Source organism: Psychrobacter sp. Ps6, assembly GCF_022129235.1.
GTDB lineage: Bacteria > Pseudomonadota > Gammaproteobacteria > Pseudomonadales > Moraxellaceae > Psychrobacter.
Map to the genome: position 1 here is coordinate 82,449 of NZ_JADQAI010000006.1, position 21,839 is coordinate 104,287.

Genomic DNA, 21,839 nt, shown 5'->3' on the forward strand with positions numbered 1-21,839 from the left:
GTTTTATCATCCAAAAGCGCTTGATATCACTCAAAAGCCTCTAGATATTGTTACTACAATTAGCGATCTAGCAGATGACTTATATCACTCGTACAGCAAGTGAGATGGTGGCCATCACCTATGTCATTGATAATCATATCCTATCGAACTTATAAATCTAGTGCCAAAAGCTTATCCAATGCCGCCGCTGGGGTATGATGTAGACGTACTGGCGACAAACTGATGTATCCTGCCGCCACTGCTTGATCATCCGTCATGCCCGATGTTGATACAACATTTTTTTGATTGGTTGATTCAGCTGAACTGTCTAGGGGTTGCTCGTTTTTGTGCGTGCTGTCTTTACATTTGCGTAAAGACAGCCAGTACGCATCTCGGCCGCGCGGGTCAATCATATGACGCACTGGCTCGGCGATCTGCTTATGTCCCAACAAGGTAACCTTTCGCCCTTTGATATCACTGCTGCTATCCACATCAGGAATATTAACGTTTAATACATGATAGGGCAAACTTTTGAGAAACTCTAAAATCGAGGTCTCAGTGAGCAATTTGACGATTTCATTTGCCGCCACTTGATAATCACTGGCTGATTCTTGTCCGCCATTTTTTACGCCGCCACCTACCAAAGACGTGGCAATAGCAGGTATGCCCAATAGCTGCGCGGTCAATGCCGCGCCAAAGGTACCAGAAAACATCACGTCCTGTCCTAAGTTTGCACCTGAATTGATACCCGTAATAACACAGTCAAAATCCACGTCACGGTATAGCTCATGCAGTGCCAGATGAACACAATCAGCTGGTGAGCCATTAACCGCTATAAACCCCGATGGCAATTGATGCGTATGCAATGGCTTTGATACACTCAATGCACTAGCATAGCCACTTTGCTCCTCGTTTGGTGCGACTACCACGACCTCACCGATGGTCGATAGTGCTTGAGACAGTGCCAACAACCCTGGCGCGTACACCCCATCATCATTACTAATTAAAATCTTCATGTCAGCTCAGTATGTTTGTGTCAAACCGTCTTTCTAGTAGAAATTTTTGCTACCGTACCATATCTTTATTCGTATAAAAATAGCAACCAAAGGCTAGTATATAAAATAAAAAAATTGGCGATTACTCTTGAAAGCCTTGTGATATCAGTACATTAAAACTAAATCCTCTTGATAGCACGAGCGATTATACCTGAACAATAGATATCACGAACCCAGTCTTTGACCAAAAACCGTCTGGCATTTTTGTCTATTGTTATATTATCTGCCTAAAACGGAGTCGAAATGAGAGAGATAAGACAACGCGTTACAATATGCAACACCATACAACAATACAAACTGATGCGTTTATACTGAGGTGACTTCATTGGTATATGCTACTGATATGTTGCTGTAAAATGCCTTTGGCTCACAAGATATCTACACATAAATCAATATTTTATGTGACTTTTGTTTTTTTACCCATTAACATATCACCATCAAATAAAGATAAGCGAGTGTAATACTGAATGAAAAATCAATCGATATTATCTATAGCTTCTGTGATAGCAAAGACCGCCTCAAAAATCGGGCTGGCAGGACTGATAACGTCTGTTGCCATGCTGTCTCAAGCGTCTAATGCTGCAAACAATCCTGCGACCACTATTCCGTTAGATATGTCTGGCATTAATATCACAAAGCATGAAATTGCTGTGATGCAGGTACTATCAGAGATCTGTCCATCAATGCTGAACGGCAATCAAAAACAACGTTTTTATAAGTCTTATACCGTGCAATTGCATGAATTAATGCCTTCGTTAGAAGACCCAAAAGCAGCCATCCAATACCTGTCAACGCAGCAAGACTATCGTCAGATACTGCAAGGTATTCGTAGCTGGACAATGGGCTTTTCAAAGCAAGAAAATAAAGCATTATGCGAAGATTTGGCAAACGCAGAATATTAATTGCTAAAAAGCGTGTAAGCGTAGAGAGCCGTCTTGAGCGCTAGAAAAGCCAGTCATAATTAACGACAATAAAAAATGGCTTTGTTCTTTTTAGAGCTCTACTCTCATCATCGGCAAAAATGATACTCTACACTTACCCATTAGGTTGAATGAACATAAAAGCTTGCTGTCATTCCGTTTATAAACCACAAGCGGTACAGCAGGCTTTTTTGTGGTCGTTGAATTTATGCTGATCAAAAGTTATCTATAGGTTAGTAAGAGCAAACACTTGATACCTATTCGCTTTTCTTTTTATTCATGCCTTACTTTTTTGCATTTATCGATTCCCCATCGGTTGGCATTTTGCTAAGATAAGGCGTTAATTTTATGTCTATCGTACAGTTGTTCTTGTGTTGATTAATACATTATTTTAGACATAATGTTTAAGGCATGCTGCTTAAAATAATGTATGAAAATTGACAGTGAATACAAGCGATAGATACATTTGGTTCCATGATGCGGTGTAATGATATATGACAGTAAAGCGTGTAAAAAATCAGCTAGTACAGCTGGTAGTTGGTGTAAGTATCTCAATGAGTGCAGTGATGGCAAACGCAGCCATACAACCACCTGAGATGGATAATACCGCCTATGTATTGATGGACTATAATACTGGTGAGATCTTGGGTCAGAAAAATGCGAATGAATCATTACCGCCAGCGTCTCTGACAAAAATGATGACCAGTTATATCATCGAACAGCGCTTAGCATCAGGCGACCTCAAAGAAGACGACCAAGTACTCATGAGCCAAAATGCATGGTGCCGTGGTAGCAGCAGTCAGTCTTGCATGTATGTGCCAGTCAATAAGACCGCTAGTGTCATCGATATGCTACGCGGTATTATCATTCAATCAGGTAATGATGCGTCAAAAGCCATGGCTGAGCATATCGCGGGTAGCGAAGCATCATTTGCAATCTTGATGAATGAGCAAGCGCAAAAACTTGGTATGGAAAACTCTCATTTCGTTAACTCTACTGGGATGCCTGCTGAAGGTCACCAAGCCTCAGCGCTAGATCTGGCCAAACTTGCTCGCGCTATTGTCAAAAACAGCGGTGATTACTACAGTATTTATTCAGAAAAAGAGTTTACCTATAATGGTATCACTCAGGGCAACCGCAATGCCCTACTCGCAACCGATCCTACGGTTGATGGCCTAAAAACCGGCCATACTGATGCGGCAGGTTATTGTTTAGTCGCTTCGAGTAACCGCGACGGTATGCGCCTCATCTCTGTCATCATGGGTACCAAGAGCCAACAGGCTCGTGCTGATCAGTCGCGTGAACTACTCAATTGGGGCTTCGGCCACTTCACCACAGTGACCAAAGCGCCTGCTGGTCAATTCGTCAGCAAAGTTCCAGTATGGTTCGGAGAAGCCGATGAGGTGGAACTGGCAACGGGTGATAACTTACAAATCCTAACCAGTAAAACGCAGAAGAATAAAATCACGACCGTGGTTGATATTCCTGACAGCCTAGAAGCACCGATTAAGAAAGGTCAAGAGATTGGTAAGATGATGGCCGTTATTGATGGTAAAGCTGTCGCATCTGTCCCTATTATTGCCACTAATGATGTCGCACAGTCAGGATTCTTGAGCCGTACTTGGCAACATATTGTACGCTGGGCGCAGAATCTGTTCTAAGAACTGTTCTATTTTTATAAATAGAAAGCTATAGCAAAGCCTCTCATTATAAGAAAATGACATAATAAAAAAGACGCCTTAAAATTGGGCGTCTTTTTTATTTGTTGTAAAAAAATCTTGGCTTGTTCATTTATCAAAACATTACATCTAACAGACTGTACGATTTCAAAAAGCCAAACCTATTTTTTGAGAGTGTTTTAGGTCCATACTAACCAACGTTTTAACAAGTCACTCAAAGCCTTATGCTCATAAGTCGTGCTATGACAGTAATCAATGCCAGCTGCTTTTAAACCATACTCGAAATTATCGACATAACGCGCTTGATGTTGGGGATACCAATATATCAATAGCGCACGTTGCACGCTTTCTGCGTTTTCATGTTGGCGAATAAGTTTTGCTAATAGTTCAGCTTTATCCGCGAGTACGTCCTCAGCAAACATCACCATATCTACCTTCTGTATTCTTATCTCATTCATGACTTGCTGCGCGCACTTATGACAAACAACCGTAGCACCCAGATACTCCAGCTCATTGAATAAAGTACCTGTCTCTTGATCATAATAATAAATAATCGTTAGCCCATTTAGTAGCCGCTGCTGGCGAGATTGCTGTTGGTTCGGCATCACCAACGTCAGGGTAAACTGCGTCCCTGACCCCAAGGTACTATCAACTTCGATGGTCGCCCCCATGAGCTGCACCATTTGCTTAACCACAGGTAAGCCTACACCTGAGCCTTCATACTGGCGCGTTTGTGACGAATCCACCTGAAAGAAAGGATTGAAAATATCATCAATATGATTGCTATCAATACCGATGCCCGTATCTTTGACACTGATTTTCCAACGATTACTTTTATCAAAATGCGTCAGTTGTGACGTGATCACTACCTGCCCAGCAGGAGTAAATTTAATGGCATTACTGACTAATATGGATAATATTTGCTGAATTTTTGCGGAGTCGCCATAGAGGCTGTAATCTACATGATGAATATTACTGGTTAACGCTAAGCCTTGTTGACTGGCTATAGGTTCAAACTTTATCAAAAGATCAGATATCAACTGTAACGGATTAAATTCATTGTTATGAATTTTTATTTGTCCTTTTTGTATCTGATTTAACTGAATAATATGATCCAGTGACAGCACCAATTTATCACTACCATTGCTGATGATTTCGACAGCGTCTTTTTGCTCTCTAGTTAAGGTTTCGTAGTCCAATAACTGTAGCCCACCCACGATAGCGTTGAGCGATGTTTTTAGTTCGTGGGTAATCATGCTTTGGAAATTATGCAACTGCACATCAAGCGAGACATCTTTGTTATGTAGTTGCTGCTCAAAGGCAGCAAGCGTATCATATCCTTGCTTGGCTTCTTGCAGTCGACCAAACAAGATAGCCAAGGCCTTTTTTATTTGTGTCAGTTCTTGAAAGTTAAAGCGCTGCGGAATAATAGGTAGCTGCTCTAGCTCTGCGTTTTTGATGATAATACCGCAGACACCATTTAATGCTTCGATATCTTTGACCGGCCAATTCAGCTTTCGAAAGATATATATACCTGAAATAATAGTCAGTAGTAACGTGGTCAACCACAACGGGATAATGCTACGAAACCAATGTGAACGCAGTACTTTCACATCCATGGTGATGTTGATATAGCCAATCAGCGTGTTATTCCTATTCGTGTTACCGATCGATTCATCCGTAACTGATGACGCGCTCATACTCTCAGACAGATCTGTCGCTAACTGCTGATTAGATGTGGGTTTATTGGGTCTGACACTCTCAAAATCTTCGTACTTACTAACGACAGGATAGTTAAAGCTGACCGTATCGGCAAATAAAGCGTTTTTCCAGTCATCTAGTGATTGGCTGATATCGTTGATAGGCTGGGATGTGGAATAAAACACAATACTCTGAATGCTTGGCTCATTTTCTAATAAAACATTCACTTGCTCAGCGACGACGTCAGCGCCGTCTGGCGTCGATGCACTGGTTGTTAATAACGAAGCTAACTGCTGTATATGCTGATGTTTTTCTTGGTAGTGATGCACCAAACCATAAATAAAAGGCAATACAAAACCTGCCAGCAGAGCCAGAATTACGGCCTGTCCAACAGAGCGCCAAATGAGCATAGAAATGGTTTGAGACGAACGATTGTTCATATCACTCTACTGAGTCAAAAAAGGTTTTACTTATATTACAGGTATTTGAGAGATGTGATAAGCGAAAGATTGAGGTAATTAGCGAGTATCCTGAACTGCTAAAAAAAGCACTATATGATTATAGTGCTTTTTTATTTTACCGTGCTAGGTTGCACGGTAAAATAAGTCATAGCAGATTGTGCGATTAACGAGACTTTTTATCTTTAGTAGTGAATTTCTTCGCACGATTGCGCTCACGCTGACGCAATTGCTGTGTTTTTGCCTTGGTTGGCGTGTCGCTCTTATTGGCGTATGGATTGTCATTTTGTTTAAAGATGACGTTGAGCGGCGTACCTTCAAGCTTAAATACTTGACGGAACTGGTTCTCTAAGTAACGCTGATAGCTCTTAGGAAGCGCGCTGGTTTGATTGCCATGGATCACGATAACAGGTGGATTGTGACCACCGATATGTGCATAACGTAGCTTAATACGGCGACCAGCAATAGTTGGTGGCGGATTGGCAGTGACAGCATCTTGCAAGATTTGCGTCAAGCGATTGGTCGAGACTTCAAACATCGAAGACTTATATGCACGCAAGATAGATGGATATAAATTACCCACACCAGTCCCATGTAGCGCTGATATTAAATGCACTTTTACATAGGGGATAAAGTTAAAACGACGATCCATCTCAAGCTTAATATAGTCTCTTTGATCTGGCGTCAAACCATCCCATTTGTTGATCGCGACGACTAGAGCACGACCAGCATCAAGCGCATAGCCAATCATATGCAAATCTTGGTCAACGATACCTTCATGCGCATCAATGACAATAACGGTTACATTAGAGTCTTCAATCGCTTGCAAGGTTTTGATAACAGAGAATTTTTCTACTTTTTCATCGATTTTACCGCGGCGACGTACACCAGCAGTATCAATCAATACGTAGTCTCTGCCCTCACGCTGATAAGGAATATAAATACTATCACGCGTCGTACCAGGCATATCGAATACCACCACTCGATCTTCACCCAACAGACGGTTAACCAGTGTTGATTTACCAACGTTTGGACGACCAATGATGGCAAGCTTCAACCCTCTTGGCTCTACTATATTCTCTTGCTCAGGCATATCAGCCGTTAGCACTTCAAGCAAGTTGCCTACACCGCGACCATGGCTGGCTGCCATCGGATACGGCTCGCCCAATCCTAGTGCATAGAATTCCGCTGGCGCTGAATCGTGGACGCCATCAACTTTATTGGCAACGACATAAACCGGTTTGCCTAGAGTATGCAAAAACTTGCCAATCTCAGCGTCAGCACCGATCATACCAGCACGAGCATCAACGACGAATACAATGATATCTGCTTCGTGAATCGCGGTATGCGACTGCTCAGACATATAATCATCGATATTACCGCTGCCGTCATCTGCTTCACCAATACCACCAGTATCCACAACGATGAAAGATTTATCTTCATAAGTCGCATCACCGTATTGACGGTCACGAGTCAATCCCGATAAATCAGCAACCAATGCCTGCCGACTTTTTGTGAACTGATTAAATAAGGTGGATTTACCGACGTTTGGACGACCAATTAAGGCGACCACAGGCTTGATACTCATGGGTTACTCTCAGTGAAAGGCACAATGACGGACAGTACAATTATTCTTATGACCACTGATATAGCAATAGTAACGAATAAGGCTGCACTTAACCGCAAATTAAAATGAATGATAAAACAATAGCAAAAATAGTAGCTGGCTATTTTATGGCTAAAAAATAATTGGGACGACTAAATTATATATAGTATATATGGTTAGCACATCGGTCGCATAGAGTACGCGAAAGCCTGTACTTAAACAAGCGATTTACACAAGGCACTAAACGCTGACTAAGCAGCGTTTGTGTTTTATAGATAAAAACCAGTGTATTTTCTTATCAGCGCGTTAACTGCCAGATAGCAACTTGTCCTGACGTGCTTTGAGTCATGAGGCGATTGCCTTGTACTTGCAAGTTCGTCAGCGCCCCTTTTGTCTGCACGCGGCTAACGATATTGCCAGTAGCAGGGTCAAATAAATGTACCACACCGTCAAAATCACCGACTGCAATATAATTGCCAATCATGACAGGATTGGTTAGGTCACGATAAGCCAGTGCCTCACTTTCCCACAATGTCTCGCCGCTATTGCGATCATAGGCTACCACTTTACCATCTAGGCTAGTAGCAACGACTTGCTGAGGGTTGACAGCAAGTGCTTTTAAACTAGCAAGCTCATTGACGAACATCACTTGACGTGAGGCTAAATCAATCCCCAATAGCTGACCACTATAACTAATCGCAAACAGCTGGTTTTTATCCACGATAGGTTTGCCATCGACATCGCTCATGCGCTCAACTTCGCTGCTTCCAGACCCAATACCGACACGTCTTGACCACTTTGGTAAGCCATTATCAACGGTGATTGCATGCAAACGACCATCAGCAGTCGCTAATAATGCCGTTTCATTATCTAGCAAAGTTGGTGCCGCGCTACCACGCACGCTGATCGCTGGTACTTGCGTCGCGAACTGCCACACTGATTCACCAGTCTGTAGTGATAAGCCATGCAAGAAGCCATCATTTGCTGATAGTACCACACGATTATTACTGATAAGCGCTGGGGATAACACCGACCCTGACAACTGCTGCTGCCAGCGTTTTGCGCCAGTCATAGTATCAAACGCCATTACTTGACCATTGCGAGTACTCACGATCGCTGTCTGACTTAGAGCGTCTAACGCCACGCCACCTGTGATCTGATCACCGACGTTAATCGACCATAAGCGCTCGCCTGCCTGATTAAACCCTATCAGATCACCACCACGTGATGCCGTAACGATTTGCCCATTGGCGTAACCAACTTGCAAATCTAGAGGGTCTTTCTTACTGGCTTTTTTGTTACCTACATCGGTGCTAAATACTGGCTGGAGCACGCTGATCGGTTGCGCAATTTGTACCAATTTTACTGGGTCGTTAACCACTGGTTTGATACCGCGGTTACACCCAATCACTGCAGTGCTCATCACGGCAAGTACTGCCACATGCATGACTGTCTTCTTGATGGTCTGGCTACTCAACGTAGTTTTTAACATTTTTCTAGAGCGAATAGATTGAGTCATTATATGTTCTCACTACAAATGAATTATTATTAATTGGTACATTGGCCAACAGCACATTAGTCATTATGACGTCATATCAAAAAGCATTTAGACGATTGCTACTGCTCAATACTATACTTAGCGATTTACTGAACTTATTGACTTACTGAACAGCTTCAACGCTCGTACTTTCTGAGTTTTCAACCACCAATGGCTGCTCAGGAGTAGCTGTTTCTTGAATAAGACTGGTAGGCCCAGCAATTGGCTCAGGGGTGACACCTAAGCTTTCCATCTTTAAGGCCAATACTGCACGCGTTTCTTGGCGGCTACGTAATAGCTCCCAAGCATTATTGTAAGACTTAATCGCTGATTCTTTGTTGTCTTGTGCCAAGTAAATATCACCCAGCAGCTCTTGCTGACTGGCTTCAAACGAGCTTGGCATATCGTTATTGGCTTCTGACAAGGCTGCATCTGCATCGCCTGTCGCCAGTAACGTCTTGGCATAACGCAGCTGAGTAATTGCCTTTAGACCGGCATCGCCCAGATCAATGGCGAGTGCTTGCTTAAATGTCTCAGCTGCCGCCGTAAAATCATCATTATCGACCTGTTGACGAGCTTTTATCATCAGCGCTTGCCAGGCATAAACTGACTCACCATGCGTACTGACTAAAGTATCAATATCTTTATCTAGCTGTGTGCGGCTCTGTACAAGCGCCTCTTGCGCGTCGGCTTCTAGATCTGGATTTTGCGAAGCCAAGCTGACTTCTTCATTCAATCGCTGGATATCGGCATATTGATCAGCGGCGACAGTATCTACTCGCGCATGGTTGTTCTGCCAGTATGTCCAGCCAAAATAAGCAGCCAGTGCCAACAAAATCGCAGTGACAATATAACTACCATACTGCTTTAATGCTTGCATGGAGTTGTCTGCATTCGGCGAATTGGGGGTCAGAGCCATATATATTTACCTGATAAAATGTACATTAAATTGCTGATGCCAAAATCAAAACTGCGGCGTTGCAAGACGATTATTTACGAGAAAAGTTATCTTTACTCGATAGCCAATCTTGTGTGACAGTCTGTTGCTCACCCGTCTGCATGTCTTTGACACTGATGGTATTATCATCCAGCTCTTGCTGTGCAATAATAACTGTCAATGCTGCGCCTGACTTATCTGCCTTTTTCATTTGCGCTTTTAGACTCGTTGCACTTGCCATCTTCACGCGTACATCTGGACGACTATAACGTAGGTTTTGTGCGTAGCTGATACCTGCACTATAAACGTCAGGATGCGCCACAACAAAGACATCACAAGCGGGTTTGTCAGCAATCGGTGCCACGGCTTCCATGAGTAGCAATAAGCGCTCTAGCCCCATCGCAAAACCAATAGCCGGTTCAGATTTTACAGGTTTTTTATCTGACTTATCATCGTTTGTACCTATGGACTTTAATTGTCCAACCAGACCGTCATAGCGACCACCAGCACATACCGTCGCTTGACTGCCAAGCTTGTCCGTTACCCACTCAAAAACCGTTTTATTATAATAATCAAGACCGCGCACCAGATGTGGATTGATTTCAAAATCGATACCAAGCGCAGTCAGATAAGCTTGGACTTGTTCGAAGTGCGCCACACTCTCTGTACCCAAGAAGTCAGCAAGCTTTGGTGCGTCTGCTAATACTGCCTGCGTACTTGCTTCTTTACTATCTAAGATACGTAATGGGTTGGTCGTCAAGCGGCGCTTACTGTCTTCGTCTAATTGATCTTTTTTGTCCGTCAAATAGGCAACCAGCGCTTCGCGATAGGCATGGCGCTCATCAAGCTCACCTAGGCTGTTTAGCTGTAAGTGCATCTCATCTTTTAGGCCCAGTTCTTGCCACATCAGATGCGTCATTGCAATCAGCTCAGCATCAGCGTCTGGTAGTGCACTGCCAAAGCTCTCGACACCCAGCTGATGAAACTGACGATAACGGCCTTTTTGCGGACGCTCATAGCGGAACATTGGACCAACGTACCAAAGCTTCGGCGTGTCCCCACGCAATAAGTTATGCTCGATAACGGCACGTACTGCTCCTGCTGTACCTTCAGGGCGCAAGGCCAAAGGCGTCGGTGGCTCAGATTTATCAGTGAAACTGTACATCTCTTTTTCAACGATATCTGTCGCGCCGCCAATAGCACGGGCAAACAGATCAGTTTGCTCAACGATAGGCAAGCGAATATGCTCATAACCATATCTACCAAGTACATCAGCCAATATCGCTTCTAGATGCAGCCACTTTGCTGATTGATCAGGTAAAATGTCATTAAACCCTTTAATAGCTTTAATCATGATACGGTCATGTCCTTAAAATTTAACAGTTATATCTATTGTTGTTATCTACGTATTAAAATAAAAAATGTGCTGCCTACCCTTTGTCCACATAGCAAAAAGCAGATACTTATATTGCGACTTATTTTACGCGAATAATCTCGTTCTCGCGCTTTTTCGCCAAATCTTCTGCATGGGCGCGAACCATACTTTCTATTTCATCGACTAAATTGTCAGTATCGATAAGATGGCTTTTTTGACCCATACGGTATACCAGTGATCTTGGTGCGGCACCAACGATACCAATATCTGCTTCTTTTGCTTCGCCTGGACCATTCACTTTACAACCAATCACAGATAGATCCATTGGTTCACGGATGTCTTCCAAACGTGACTCTAATGCCGTCATCACTCTAATCACGTCAAACTCTTGACGCGAGCAGCTTGGGCAAGCGATAAAGTTTACGCCATTTGAGCGGATATTAAGCGACTTTAAAATATCAAAACCAATCTTAATCTCTTCTTCAGGCTCAGCCGCTAAGGAGATACGAATAGTATCACCAATACCGTCTAATAACAGGCCACCAAGCGCAATGGCAGATTTGACAGCACCAGTACGGTAAACACCTGCTTCAGTGACACCTAAATGCAGTGGGTTATCAATCTGCGCTGATAGCAGGCGATATGCATCCAGTGTCAAAAACACATTACTGGCTTTGACAGACACTTTGTATTGGTCAAAATTAAGACGCTCTAAAATGTCGATATGACGCATTGCTGACTCAAGCATCGCCTCCCCAGTCGGCTCAGTATATTTACGCTGAATGTCTTTTTCTAAAGAGCCTGCATTGACGCCGATACGGATAGGGATATTGTGATACTTGGCACAAGCAACCACTTCACGCACCTTGGCATCGCTACCGATGTTACCAGGGTTGATACGCAAACAATCAGCGCCGGCTTCAGCCACAGCTAAGGCAATCTTATGATCAAAATGCACGTCTGCAACCAAAGGTACGCTCACCAGTTTGCGAATCTCGCCAAAGGCTTTGACGGTATCCATCGTTGGCGTCGATACGCGCATCAAATCAGCGCCGGCTTCTACGCAACGCTCGATTTGAGCGACGGTTGCTGCCACATCACAAGTGTCAGTGTTGGTCATGCTCTGTACGCTAATTGGCGCATCACCACCAATCGCAACATCGCCGACATAGATTTTTTTGGTCAAACGGCGGTTAATAGGCGATGGCATTGACATAGATAAATCCTTGAATCAAAAATAGAAAAACCACAGGCTTGTATATATAAATAAACTTAGACGTATAGTAGTTTTATTAAACACTAGTAATCATGCTCGATAAGAGGCCAATGATGACTAAGGTACTAGCTCAAAGGTAGCTTGCTTATCCGTTGCATAAGTATCTAAAGCAACCGTTTCTTGATTGAGCATCAAGCTAACATTATCGATATTATCAATTTGTACACTAAATGGTGGCACACCTGATAGGTCATAGTCACCTGCCGTCTGTGAACCGCTGATGAGACTATTACCCGATGCATCCGTGATGCTAACCACAGCATCATCGGTCAACTTCACGTTTAAAAAAGCCGTATCTGCACTGGCAGCCCCTAAATTCAACGCAGAGCCAGACGCACCGACACCACTTGCATCATTGCTAATTGCAGCCCCTTGCGCTTGCTCAATAGCAGATACATCTTCAACAGTAGAGACAGGCTCTTGGTTATTTTCTTTACTCGCATTGCTTACCATGCGAAATAAAAATACTGCCAAGATAATGAGTCCAATCACACCGATGATCAATAGCGGATTAAAACGAATGCGATTGTGTGTATCGCGCTGCAGCGTGCCCATTGGTTGCAATGGTGTATCAGTATTGTTGACCGATTTGGCTTTGAGCTCATTGGGGTAAGCGGCATCAAAGCTACTCGCGATTTTGGCTGAGTCTAGGCCCAAGTATTTGGCATAGTTAATAGCAAAGCCGCGAGCAAATGCCGCTTGCGGTAATTCAGCAAAGTTTTCGCTCTCTAGTGCTTCTAGATGACGTTTTAAGATAAATAACTCGGCAGCCGCCTCTTCTAAACTGACTTGCTTCGTTTTACGGGCTTGCTGCAACGTGGCACCAAATGATCCCTGAGCGTTAGATTGAGTGTTTGATGATGGGGTGATCATTTCCATGGTGCCTCTGGATTGTTAAGCCAAGTCTTAAGTTGTTTCGCTTCGTCGCTCAATGGATAAGCGGACAAAAGCTGCTGTGCCAATTGCTGGCGAGTTGTAATGTTGTTTTGTGCTGCCGCAAGTTTGATACCTTGTAGGAGCAATCTAGGACTGATGCCCTGCCCTTGTACCAATATCAAGGTCTCGTCATACAAGCGCTGAGCCTGTGGCACACGCTGCTGCTCAAGCAATAAATCTACCAGCTCAATATGAGCAATAATACTGTTGCGATTGCCATCGAGGGCCCGCAAAAACGCTTTAGCAGCGGCACTATTGTCACCCAACTGAAGGTATGTACGCCCTAAATTCTCTAACGCACCGATACGACCTTCATAACCTAATGAGGCGCCTGCAATCTCAAACTGCTCCGCCGCCTCACGATAGCGCTTCATCTGTGATAAATAAACACCGTAATTATTGTGTGCTTGCACAAATTCTTTATCGAGCGCGATGGCTTTTTTAAAGTACTGATCGGCTTTTGCAAGATTAATGCGGCTGCCTTCTTGCTGCAACAAAACGCCCATCATATCATAGGCTGGCGCGTAACGGCTATCCGCAGAAAAGGCTTTTTCGAGTTGCCGCTGCGCCGTATCGAGCTCATTTTTGCGGATATATTGTGCAGCAAGTGAGGTACGTACACGAGCAATTTCTTGCTGATCTAAGTTGCGATCACCGCTGGGCCTCGTGGATGTCTGATAAGGCGCGATGCCTGACAAGTCATTGTTTGGCGTACTTTGACAGCCACTTAGCAATAATCCTGCGAGTGCGGCGGCCAGTAATGCGCACTTCGGTGCAGTGACTCGGTTCGTCACCACACTTGCCTTTTTATAGAGGTTGAAAAATGGTTTTTGCTCTACCAACTGATAAGAATTTTTAGAAGTCATCATAGCCGCCATCATAAAACTGTGGTTCAATGCGTTCGATCTTCGAGGCATCAGTTTAATAGATTTAGCCCCTATAAGTACAATTTAGTTGTTATTAATTGCTATGTTCTTCAATCTTGACCGTTATTGATACATTTTCATTACCGTTGCGACAGATAAAAGACAGCTAAGCCTTTAGAACAGACGGATATTTATCCTGCCATATGCAAAACGTATCAAACATTTTCACGATCTTTGATGCTCTGTTGCCACGCTGCTGAACGTCTGGTACGATCAGCCACTTGTCCAACTAACTGACCGCAGGCGGCATCAATATCATCACCACGTGTTTGACGAACAGTACAGACAAACCCAGCTTCGCTCAGTATATTGCTAAACGCATGAATACGATTGTTGCTTGACTTGTCGTACGGCGCATGTGGGAAAGGATTAAACGGAATAAGATTTATCTTACTTGGCAGCCCTTCTAATAATGCGACCAACTGGTGAGCATGCTCATTGCTATCATTGACACCATCGAGCATCACATACTCAATCGTGACGTGCTTTTTATGACGCGGATTGACATCATAGACGTAGTTTTTCGCAGCGGCAATCAGCTCATCTAACGGATATTTTTTATTAATAGGTACTAATTCGTTACGCAGCTCATCGTTTGGTGCATGTAATGAGATGGCCAATGCCACATCAATATCTTGCGCCAGTTGATACATTTTCGGCACGACACCAGAAGTCGATAAGGTGACGCGGCGCTTTGATAGTCCATAAGCATGATCGCTTAGCATGATCTCCATCGAGCTTACCACAGGCTTATAGTTCAATAGTGGTTCGCCCATACCCATCATCACCACGTTGGTAACGTTATTTTCCCATAGGCTATGATCGACGTTTTCTAAGCTTTCATTTTCGTCCGTCATATATGAAGCATTAGCGACCCACAGCTGTCCGATAATCTCAGCGGCACTTAAATCACGCTCAAACCCTTGCTTGCCCGTACTACAAAAACTACAATCGAGCGCGCAGCCAACTTGCGAAGACACACATAGCGTTTTGCGGCCGTTTAGTTTGCTGTCATCAGCCGGAATCAATACGGTTTCGACCAATGAGCCGCCTGTCACTTCAAACACCCATTTACGCGTGCCATCATCGCTGTATTGACGGTGGATAATCTTGGGCGGAACCACACAAGCATTGAGCGATAATTTATCGCGCAGTGTTTTACTCAAGTTGGTCATCTTCTCAAAGTCCGTCACCCCATGCTGATAAATCCACTTGATGACCTGAGTCGCACGGAATGGCTTTTCACCGATACTTTTGAAGTAATTAGACAGCTGTGCTTGTGTCATGCCTAATAGATTGGTTTTTGCGTGCGCCTCGTCTACTAGCTTAATACTATCAGTAAGCTTGGTAGGTACGTGCTGGGTTGGTGCTTGAACAGTTGACATAATAGGTAACCTTTTTGCATGCACTTAAATAAGCGCTGCAATTATTGAGATGAGCGTTGCCGTACGTACGGCAGGAATGCATGAGCAATCCGTTATGAGCGCAGTTTTGGTATATTGAGTAAAAACATGCTCATAAGGGATTGATAACGCTAGTTAAAACTAATAATGAGGGACCCTGCAGATAATTTCAATCTAGAGTACGCTATTATAATCGAAGTCACCCGTTGGCAAATAGCGAAAACGATTTATAGCGAAAACGGCCTATACCCATAAGATATAAGCCGTCTTACACAACCTATTATTAACAATCAATATGCTAAATAAGAGCTGACATTAATAACCGCTGCTATTAACGCGTACGTGCACAAACTTCGTCATCGCTGAAGAAGTAGCTGATTTCACGTGCTGCTGATTCAGCTGAGTCTGAGCCATGTACCGCGTTTTCGTCGATGCTGCTCGCGAAGTCAGCACGGATAGTGCCTTCAGCGGCTTCTTTTGGGTTAGTCGCGCCCATGATTTCACGATGCTTAGCGATCGCGTTTTCGCCTTCTAGTACTGATACCAATACTGGACCTGACATCATGAATGACTTTAGGTCATTGTAGAATGGACGCTCAGCGTGCTCAGCGTAGAAACCGCCTGCTTTTTCGTCATCAAGTTGTAGCATTTTAGCGGCAACGATTTTTAGACCCGCGTCTTCAAAGCGGCTATAGATAGCGCCGATGTGGTTGCCAGCAACTGCGTCAGGTTTGATGATAGATAAAGTACGTTCGTTAGCCATGAAAAGCTCCTAATAAGTAATAAAATCGATAAAAGTCAAAGGGTTAACACTTTGTTTTGTCTTTGGCCACAATGTTGGATTTGGACTGATTTGACTGACAAGTGGTCTGTCAAATCAAAAACCTGAACGCCAACATAGGATTGCTGCCTATTATAATGATTAAGACTATAAATGATAGGGTTAATTTATGACTATAACTTGCATGACAGCAAATTTATTATTCATTAGTCGTTGATAATGCTATCAGTTATAACAAAAGCAAAAACCCCAATGCTCAGCACTGAGGTTTTTATTGATACTACAGCCTACTGAATCACAGTAGCGCTAAAAACTACGCATCGTATGGATCACGCAATACGATAGTCTCTTCACGATCAGGACCAGTTGAGATGATGTCAACAGGACAGCCGATCAAATCTTCGATACGTTTGATATATTTTTTCGCATTTTCTGGTAAGTCGTCATAATTAGTAATACCAACAGTAGACTCGCTCCAGCCTTGCATCGTTTCGTACTTAGGTGTTACTGACTCATAGAATTCAGCATCATGTGCGCCCGCACACTCAGTCTCAGGTAGGTTATAACCCACACCGATTAGCAACTCTTCAAGACCATCTAATACGTCAAGCTTGGTCAAGCAGATACCTGACATAGAGTTCAGTACCACTGCACGGCGTAATGCTTCAGCATCGAACCAACCACAGCGGCGCGCACGACCAGTTGTTGCACCAAACTCGTGGCCGACTTTGGCTAAGTGAGCACCAACATCATCGAACAATTCCGTTGGGAATGGGCCACTACCAACGCGCGTGGTATAAGCTTTAGTGATACCAAGTACATAGTCTAAGTACAATGGACCAATACCGGTACCCGTTGATACGCCACCAGCAGTTACGCTTGAGCTGGTTACAAACGGATAAGTACCGTGATCGATATCAAGTAGGGTACCTTGCGCACCTTCAAACATGAGGTTTTTACCAGCCAAACGCAATTGATTTAGGTCTTCAGTTACATCAGTAACCATCCCTTTAATCTCTTCTTTCCACTCTTGGCAAAGCTTGTACGTTTCATCAAAATCAATCGCTTCAACTTTATAGTACTCAGTCAGTTGGAAGTTGTGATATTCGATCAAGTTACGTAGTTTTTCTTCTAGATCTTCACGGAACAAGTCAGCAAGCTTGATCGCACGGCGAGCGACTTTGTCTTCGTAGGCAGGACCAATGCCGCGACCTGTTGTACCGATTTTGCCGCTGCCACGCTTGGCTTCACGAGCTTGGTCAAGTGCCACATGGTAAGGCATGATAAGTGGGCAGTTAGGAGAGATACGTAGACGCTCACGTACTGGTACGTTGTTGTCTTCTAACTCTTTCATCTCTTTTAGTAATGCGTCAGGTGCCAACACCACGCCATTACCGATAAAGCAAGTAACGCCTTCACGCAAGATACCTGATGGAATCAAATGCAAGACCGTGGTTTTGCCATCGACAACCAACGTGTGACCAGCATTATGACCGCCTTGGAAGCGGGCTACTGCTGAGGCTTTTTCGGTAAGTAAATCAACGATTTTACCCTTACCTTCGTCGCCCCATTGGCTACCCAAGACTACAACATTCTTACCCATGATCAATCCTTACCTTTATGTATTGAGGTGTGTGCAATAAAAGCTAAAAAATTAAAGTGACTTTATTGACGATATCTTTCTATATAAAAAAGCTTTCTGTCTAAAAACTTAGCGTTCTAATAAATGGTGCTTAATAAGCGCTCGCTTAACAAATGAATAGCTAAATCGTTTGTAGCTGCCACTGATTGTCAGCAAAACTCAAGCGATGCGTCACATCATCTGGACTATCCTGTGCATCTAACGGCATAGTGACACGATAGCCTTGCTGACGTAGACTCTCTACTTGTTGCAGTAGCGTCTGCATCTCATCTTCGTTAGCATTATTTATAGCAGCAAAATCAACTAGTACTGTGGTTGGTGCATCTAACTGTGTATGCGCCAGCAAGCGACTGACATCCATACTAAAGCCCGTGGCCGCGCGTAACGCTTGCGTCTGACTTTGCATACCATCAAAACGACCACCACGTACTAGTGGCTGCGTTTCACTATTGATATAACCGTTGAAGACGATACCTGTATGATAGTGGTAGCCTGACAACTCTGTCACATCGATACTGACTGGGCACTGCCAGTGATTTTCTAAATACGACTTAAGGCGTTGTAACTCATCGACAGCGGCCGCGATTTGATCGTCTTGCTGAGCTGCGTCTGACAATTTAGATAATAAGTTTGCAATGTCATGACCAAAGCGTGCCAACACATAAAAATCATCGCCCATCGGTAACTCTCGGCAAAGACGCTTAAGCTCCGGTAGATTTTTATTGGCGTACAAGTACATCAATTGCTCAGTGGCGCTGTCTGGCAACTCAGCCAATTCGGCTAAACGCTTAAATATCGCCACATGACCCAAATCGATATGAAGCGCAGCACTTATATTGAGTTTATTGACCATGGTAAACAACACATCGATCAACTCAATATCTGCTGCCAGTGATGCACAGCCAAATATCTCAGCACCTAGCTGCAATGGTGTGCGTGAGCCAAACAATCCTGATGGCAGGGTATGAATCACATCACCGACATAGCAATAACGAGCGATACCCGTACCGCCATGATGCGCATCGATACGCAAGATCTGCGGGGTAATATCCGCGCGCACGCCCATTAGGCGACCCGTCAACTGGTCGATAATCTTAAAGGTTTGACGTTTCAAATCTTCTGATGCATCACTGAGCAAAGATTCAGTAAACTCAATCATCGGCGGACAAACCAGCTGATAACCATGAGTGATAAGCTGCTCAATCAGTTGATGCCTAAGCACTTCTTGCTTATGTGCATCTTCAAACAGGACATCGACCACCCCATCAGGCAACAGCCAACTATTGGCAACATCGCTGCCAAAGTTACTCAAGTACGGCATGCTATTAGATGCAGTACTGCTTTTGGCAGACTGAGTCACTGTTTCATTTAGAGGGTTTTGCTGGGCAGATTTTGCAGAATCAGAACTAACAGACACAATAAATCCTTGTTTGGCGTATCGCTTACCAAAAACGCGGTACTGATGCGGTACTCAAAGGTTGTTTTACCAAGTATTGACGCCGAGTGTTTTTATTTTTAACGCGCAACATCATTGACCCAATTATTTATAAACAAACCAGGTGACTTTAAGAGGGTGAGTAATAAGTATAATTTGGAATGATAAGACGAGTATCTTTATGCGCTAAAAAATTGCGACAAATAATCAAGGCACTTTATGCTTTAGTTTAGCATAGCACTCAAGGTTCGCCTAGTGACAATTAGCCACAATCCGTATCTAATTACTGTCTAAGTGCTTCTCATTAGTACGGTAGAGGTAGCCATTGACACTCATATATTCAGCTCGGCATTGACTGATCACAATAGCGTTTATTTTTTGTTATACATACACTGATGAGCGTGATTACGGCAGCGTCATCAATACCGACTCATGGTACACTAACACATATTTTTATCTCGGAAGCCTTATGTCATCTGATTACCACCCAAACCCTGCCATCAACCAAACCAATGTCTTAGGCACAGCGCTTGCCAGCTGTTGCTTCGACCCTATCACTGGCTATTATCGCAATGGTTTTTGTCATACGGGCAACCATGATGTTGGTCAACATACCGTTTGTGCCAAGATGACCAGTGAGTTTTTAAACTTCTCAGCCAGTCGTGGCAATGACCTTATCACCCCGCTACCTGAATATAACTTTGCCGGTCTCAAGCCTGGTGATTACTGGTGTATCTGCGCCCTGCGTTGGGTTGAAGCACTAGATTTCAACATTGCTCCGCAGATAAAACTAGAAGCTTGCCACGAGAGCCTACTGGCATTGGTAGATATCGACACGCTAAAAAGCTATGCATTGTAAAAGGTTGTTCATAGATAGTGCGACCAAATGATAATGGCTTTGCTTAAGACAAGTTTTGAGTCTTGCAGCTGTTTATTATATGACAGGAGGGTGTGTGAAAAACGACAATAACCAATTAATCAAAAAAACGGCTCACATTGCACCTGACTCTAATATGAGCCACATTTATGCCAATATGAATGACAGGCATCTCTATCTAAATGACGATGACAGCTATATCTACGGCGATGCTGAAGCCACAACTCAGGATACCATCGAGACCATGACGGTCTATGATCCTGACTCTGAGCGCTATGAAGACATTGATTCATCAAGTAAGGATGAAGTGGTTAATTGCTATGCGTATTCGCGAAAAACAGGCGAAAATCTAGACAAAATTGCCCTTACTGATGTGAGCCGTGCGTTGAGTAATAATGGTCAGTTTATCTGGCTTGGTCTTTACGACCCCAGCCTAGAAACCATGGTCAAGGTAAAAGACGCCTTTGATCTACACGAATTGGCGATTGAAGATGCCTTTGCTGACCACCAGCGAGCCAAGGTAGAGAACTACGACAACGATATGGTCTTTGTGGTGCTACGTACGGCCAAACTCGAAGACAATGTCATTCGTTATGGTACGACTGCGATATTTATGGGCAAAAACTACCTGATTACGATTCGTAATGGTCCGTCAAACTCCTATGCGCCAGTACGTGAGCACTGTCATCGTCGCCCAGAAAAGCTACGCATGGGTCCCATATTTGTACTCCATGCCATACTCGATTTTATCGTTGATAACTATATGCCGATCACCGATCGATTGGGACGATATTTGCGTGAGCAAGAGCGCTATGTCTTCACCTATGAATTTGATAAAGGCACATTAAAAAACCTATATCAGCTCAAATCACAGCTGGTACATATGCGCGCCATTATCCTACCCGTGCAAGACATCTGTAGCTTTTTTATCAATCATAAAAAAAGCGAGATAGTCTCAGGGTTTTCTCAAGCAGCCAAGCCATATTTTCGCGATGTGAATGACCATCTCCTGCACTCATTGGATGCCATTAATGGTCTTAATGAGATGCTAAGTGTGGTCATGAACACTTATATGGCAATGGTCAATATGGGACAGAACGAAGTCGTACGTAAACTTGCAGCTTGGGCAGGTATCCTTGCCGTACCAACCGCCATCGCTGGTATCTATGGTATGAACTTTGACTTTATGCCCGAGCTCCATTGGAAGTATGCGTACTTCGTTATTATGATAATCATCATCGCTCTTTGTAGCTTCTTGTATTACAACTTTAAGCGACTCAAATGGTTGTGATAACTCATTCATGCATAAAAAAGGG

General features: G+C 43.6%; 17 protein-coding genes. 4 read left to right on the forward strand and 13 right to left on the reverse strand.

Going from position 1 to position 21,839, the window contains the following annotated elements:
- Positions 1-149: 149 nt before the first annotated feature.
- A complete protein-coding gene (surE, locus tag I3255_RS08650; protein ID WP_238038481.1) occupies positions 150-995 on the reverse strand; it encodes a 5'/3'-nucleotidase SurE in 846 nt (281 codons plus the stop codon).
- Between the two features lie 506 nt (positions 996-1,501).
- Here surE and I3255_RS08655 point away from each other — a divergent pair.
- Positions 1,502-1,936: a hypothetical protein gene (locus I3255_RS08655; RefSeq protein ID WP_058025084.1), complete on the forward strand. Its 435-nt coding sequence runs from the start codon at positions 1,502-1,504 to the stop codon at positions 1,934-1,936.
- Positions 1,937-2,448: 512 nt separating this feature from the next.
- Positions 2,449-3,615 carry a D-alanyl-D-alanine carboxypeptidase family protein gene (locus I3255_RS08660; RefSeq protein WP_238038482.1) on the forward strand — a complete coding sequence of 389 codons (1,167 nt, stop codon included), beginning with the start codon at positions 2,449-2,451 and terminating at the stop codon, positions 3,613-3,615.
- Positions 3,616-3,812: 197 nt separating this feature from the next.
- On the opposite strand, the gene I3255_RS08665 is transcribed toward I3255_RS08660, so the two are convergent.
- The 12 genes from I3255_RS08665 to I3255_RS08720 all read right to left on the reverse strand — a co-directional run bounded on the left by I3255_RS08665 (position 3,813) and on the right by I3255_RS08720 (position 19,628).
- Positions 3,813-5,774, reverse strand: a complete 1,962-nt coding sequence (locus I3255_RS08665; protein ID WP_238038483.1) for a HAMP domain-containing sensor histidine kinase — start codon at positions 5,772-5,774, stop codon at positions 3,813-3,815.
- 184 nt (positions 5,775-5,958) lie between these two features.
- A complete protein-coding gene (gene der / locus I3255_RS08670) occupies positions 5,959-7,380 on the reverse strand; it encodes a ribosome biogenesis GTPase Der (RefSeq protein WP_058025087.1) in 1,422 nt (473 codons plus the stop codon).
- A gap of 316 nt (positions 7,381-7,696) precedes the next feature.
- Positions 7,697-8,917: an outer membrane protein assembly factor BamB gene (gene bamB, locus I3255_RS08675; protein ID WP_238038484.1), complete on the reverse strand. Its 1,221-nt coding sequence runs from the start codon at positions 8,915-8,917 to the stop codon at positions 7,697-7,699.
- A 142-nt stretch (positions 8,918-9,059) separates the two neighbouring features.
- Positions 9,060-9,854, reverse strand: a complete 795-nt coding sequence (locus I3255_RS08680) for a tetratricopeptide repeat protein (RefSeq protein ID WP_238038485.1) — start codon at positions 9,852-9,854, stop codon at positions 9,060-9,062.
- 70 nt (positions 9,855-9,924) lie between these two features.
- Positions 9,925-11,226 carry a histidine--tRNA ligase gene (hisS, locus tag I3255_RS08685; protein WP_238038486.1) on the reverse strand — a complete coding sequence of 434 codons (1,302 nt, stop codon included), beginning with the start codon at positions 11,224-11,226 and terminating at the stop codon, positions 9,925-9,927.
- A 121-nt stretch (positions 11,227-11,347) separates the two neighbouring features.
- Entirely contained in the window at positions 11,348-12,463 is a 1,116-nt protein-coding gene (gene ispG / locus I3255_RS08690; protein WP_238038487.1) for a flavodoxin-dependent (E)-4-hydroxy-3-methylbut-2-enyl-diphosphate synthase, read from the reverse strand.
- A 117-nt stretch (positions 12,464-12,580) separates the two neighbouring features.
- Positions 12,581-13,396, reverse strand: a complete 816-nt coding sequence (locus I3255_RS08695; protein WP_201602566.1) for a helix-turn-helix domain-containing protein — start codon at positions 13,394-13,396, stop codon at positions 12,581-12,583.
- On the reverse strand, positions 13,393-14,328 hold the full coding sequence (gene pilW, locus I3255_RS08700) for a type IV pilus biogenesis/stability protein PilW (RefSeq protein WP_238038488.1): 936 nt from the start codon (positions 14,326-14,328) through the stop codon (positions 13,393-13,395). Before pilW ends, I3255_RS08695 begins: the two co-directional genes overlap by 4 nt.
- A gap of 212 nt (positions 14,329-14,540) precedes the next feature.
- Complete coding sequence (gene rlmN / locus I3255_RS08705) at positions 14,541-15,770, reverse strand: 23S rRNA (adenine(2503)-C(2))-methyltransferase RlmN (RefSeq protein WP_238038489.1); 1,230 nt, start codon at positions 15,768-15,770, stop codon at positions 14,541-14,543.
- Positions 15,771-16,119: 349 nt separating this feature from the next.
- Entirely contained in the window at positions 16,120-16,551 is a 432-nt protein-coding gene (ndk, locus tag I3255_RS08710; RefSeq protein WP_075106325.1) for a nucleoside-diphosphate kinase, read from the reverse strand.
- 331 nt (positions 16,552-16,882) lie between these two features.
- Entirely contained in the window at positions 16,883-18,172 is a 1,290-nt protein-coding gene (locus I3255_RS08715) for an adenylosuccinate synthase (protein ID WP_075106326.1), read from the reverse strand.
- 160 nt (positions 18,173-18,332) lie between these two features.
- The gene (locus I3255_RS08720; RefSeq protein ID WP_238038490.1) at positions 18,333-19,628 is read right to left on the reverse strand and encodes an ATP phosphoribosyltransferase regulatory subunit; all 1,296 of its coding nucleotides are present in this window, start codon (positions 19,626-19,628) and stop codon (positions 18,333-18,335) included.
- Between the two features lie 487 nt (positions 19,629-20,115).
- Here I3255_RS08720 and I3255_RS08725 point away from each other — a divergent pair, with 487 nt between their 5' ends.
- A complete protein-coding gene (locus I3255_RS08725) occupies positions 20,116-20,505 on the forward strand; it encodes a DUF2237 domain-containing protein (RefSeq protein ID WP_238038491.1) in 390 nt (129 codons plus the stop codon).
- A 94-nt stretch (positions 20,506-20,599) separates the two neighbouring features.
- On the forward strand, positions 20,600-21,814 hold the full coding sequence (corA, locus tag I3255_RS08730) for a magnesium/cobalt transporter CorA (RefSeq protein WP_238038492.1): 1,215 nt from the start codon (positions 20,600-20,602) through the stop codon (positions 21,812-21,814).
- The last annotated feature ends 25 nt before the right edge of the window (positions 21,815-21,839 follow it).

Excerpts from the sequence above, each read along its gene's own strand:
- surE (WP_238038481.1), bottom strand. The coding sequence starts at position 995 with ATGAAGATTTTAATTAGTAATGATGATGGGGTGTACGCGCCAGGGTTG.
- I3255_RS08655 (WP_058025084.1), top strand. The coding sequence starts at position 1,502 with ATGAAAAATCAATCGATATTATCTATAGCTTCTGTGATAGCAAAGACC.
- I3255_RS08660 (WP_238038482.1), top strand. The coding sequence starts at position 2,449 with ATGACAGTAAAGCGTGTAAAAAATCAGCTAGTACAGCTGGTAGTTGGT.
- I3255_RS08665 (WP_238038483.1), bottom strand. The coding sequence starts at position 5,774 with ATGAACAATCGTTCGTCTCAAACCATTTCTATGCTCATTTGGCGCTCT.
- der (WP_058025087.1), bottom strand. The coding sequence starts at position 7,380 with ATGAGTATCAAGCCTGTGGTCGCCTTAATTGGTCGTCCAAACGTCGGT.
- bamB (WP_238038484.1), bottom strand. The coding sequence starts at position 8,917 with ATGACTCAATCTATTCGCTCTAGAAAAATGTTAAAAACTACGTTGAGT.
- I3255_RS08680 (WP_238038485.1), bottom strand. The coding sequence starts at position 9,854 with ATGGCTCTGACCCCCAATTCGCCGAATGCAGACAACTCCATGCAAGCA.
- hisS (WP_238038486.1), bottom strand. The coding sequence starts at position 11,226 with ATGATTAAAGCTATTAAAGGGTTTAATGACATTTTACCTGATCAATCA.
- ispG (WP_238038487.1), bottom strand. The coding sequence starts at position 12,463 with ATGTCAATGCCATCGCCTATTAACCGCCGTTTGACCAAAAAAATCTAT.
- I3255_RS08695 (WP_201602566.1), bottom strand. The coding sequence starts at position 13,396 with ATGATCACCCCATCATCAAACACTCAATCTAACGCTCAGGGATCATTT.
- pilW (WP_238038488.1), bottom strand. The coding sequence starts at position 14,328 with ATGATGACTTCTAAAAATTCTTATCAGTTGGTAGAGCAAAAACCATTT.
- rlmN (WP_238038489.1), bottom strand. The coding sequence starts at position 15,770 with ATGTCAACTGTTCAAGCACCAACCCAGCACGTACCTACCAAGCTTACT.
- ndk (WP_075106325.1), bottom strand. The coding sequence starts at position 16,551 with ATGGCTAACGAACGTACTTTATCTATCATCAAACCTGACGCAGTTGCT.
- I3255_RS08715 (WP_075106326.1), bottom strand. The coding sequence starts at position 18,172 with ATGGGTAAGAATGTTGTAGTCTTGGGTAGCCAATGGGGCGACGAAGGT.
- I3255_RS08725 (WP_238038491.1), top strand. The coding sequence starts at position 20,116 with ATGTCATCTGATTACCACCCAAACCCTGCCATCAACCAAACCAATGTC.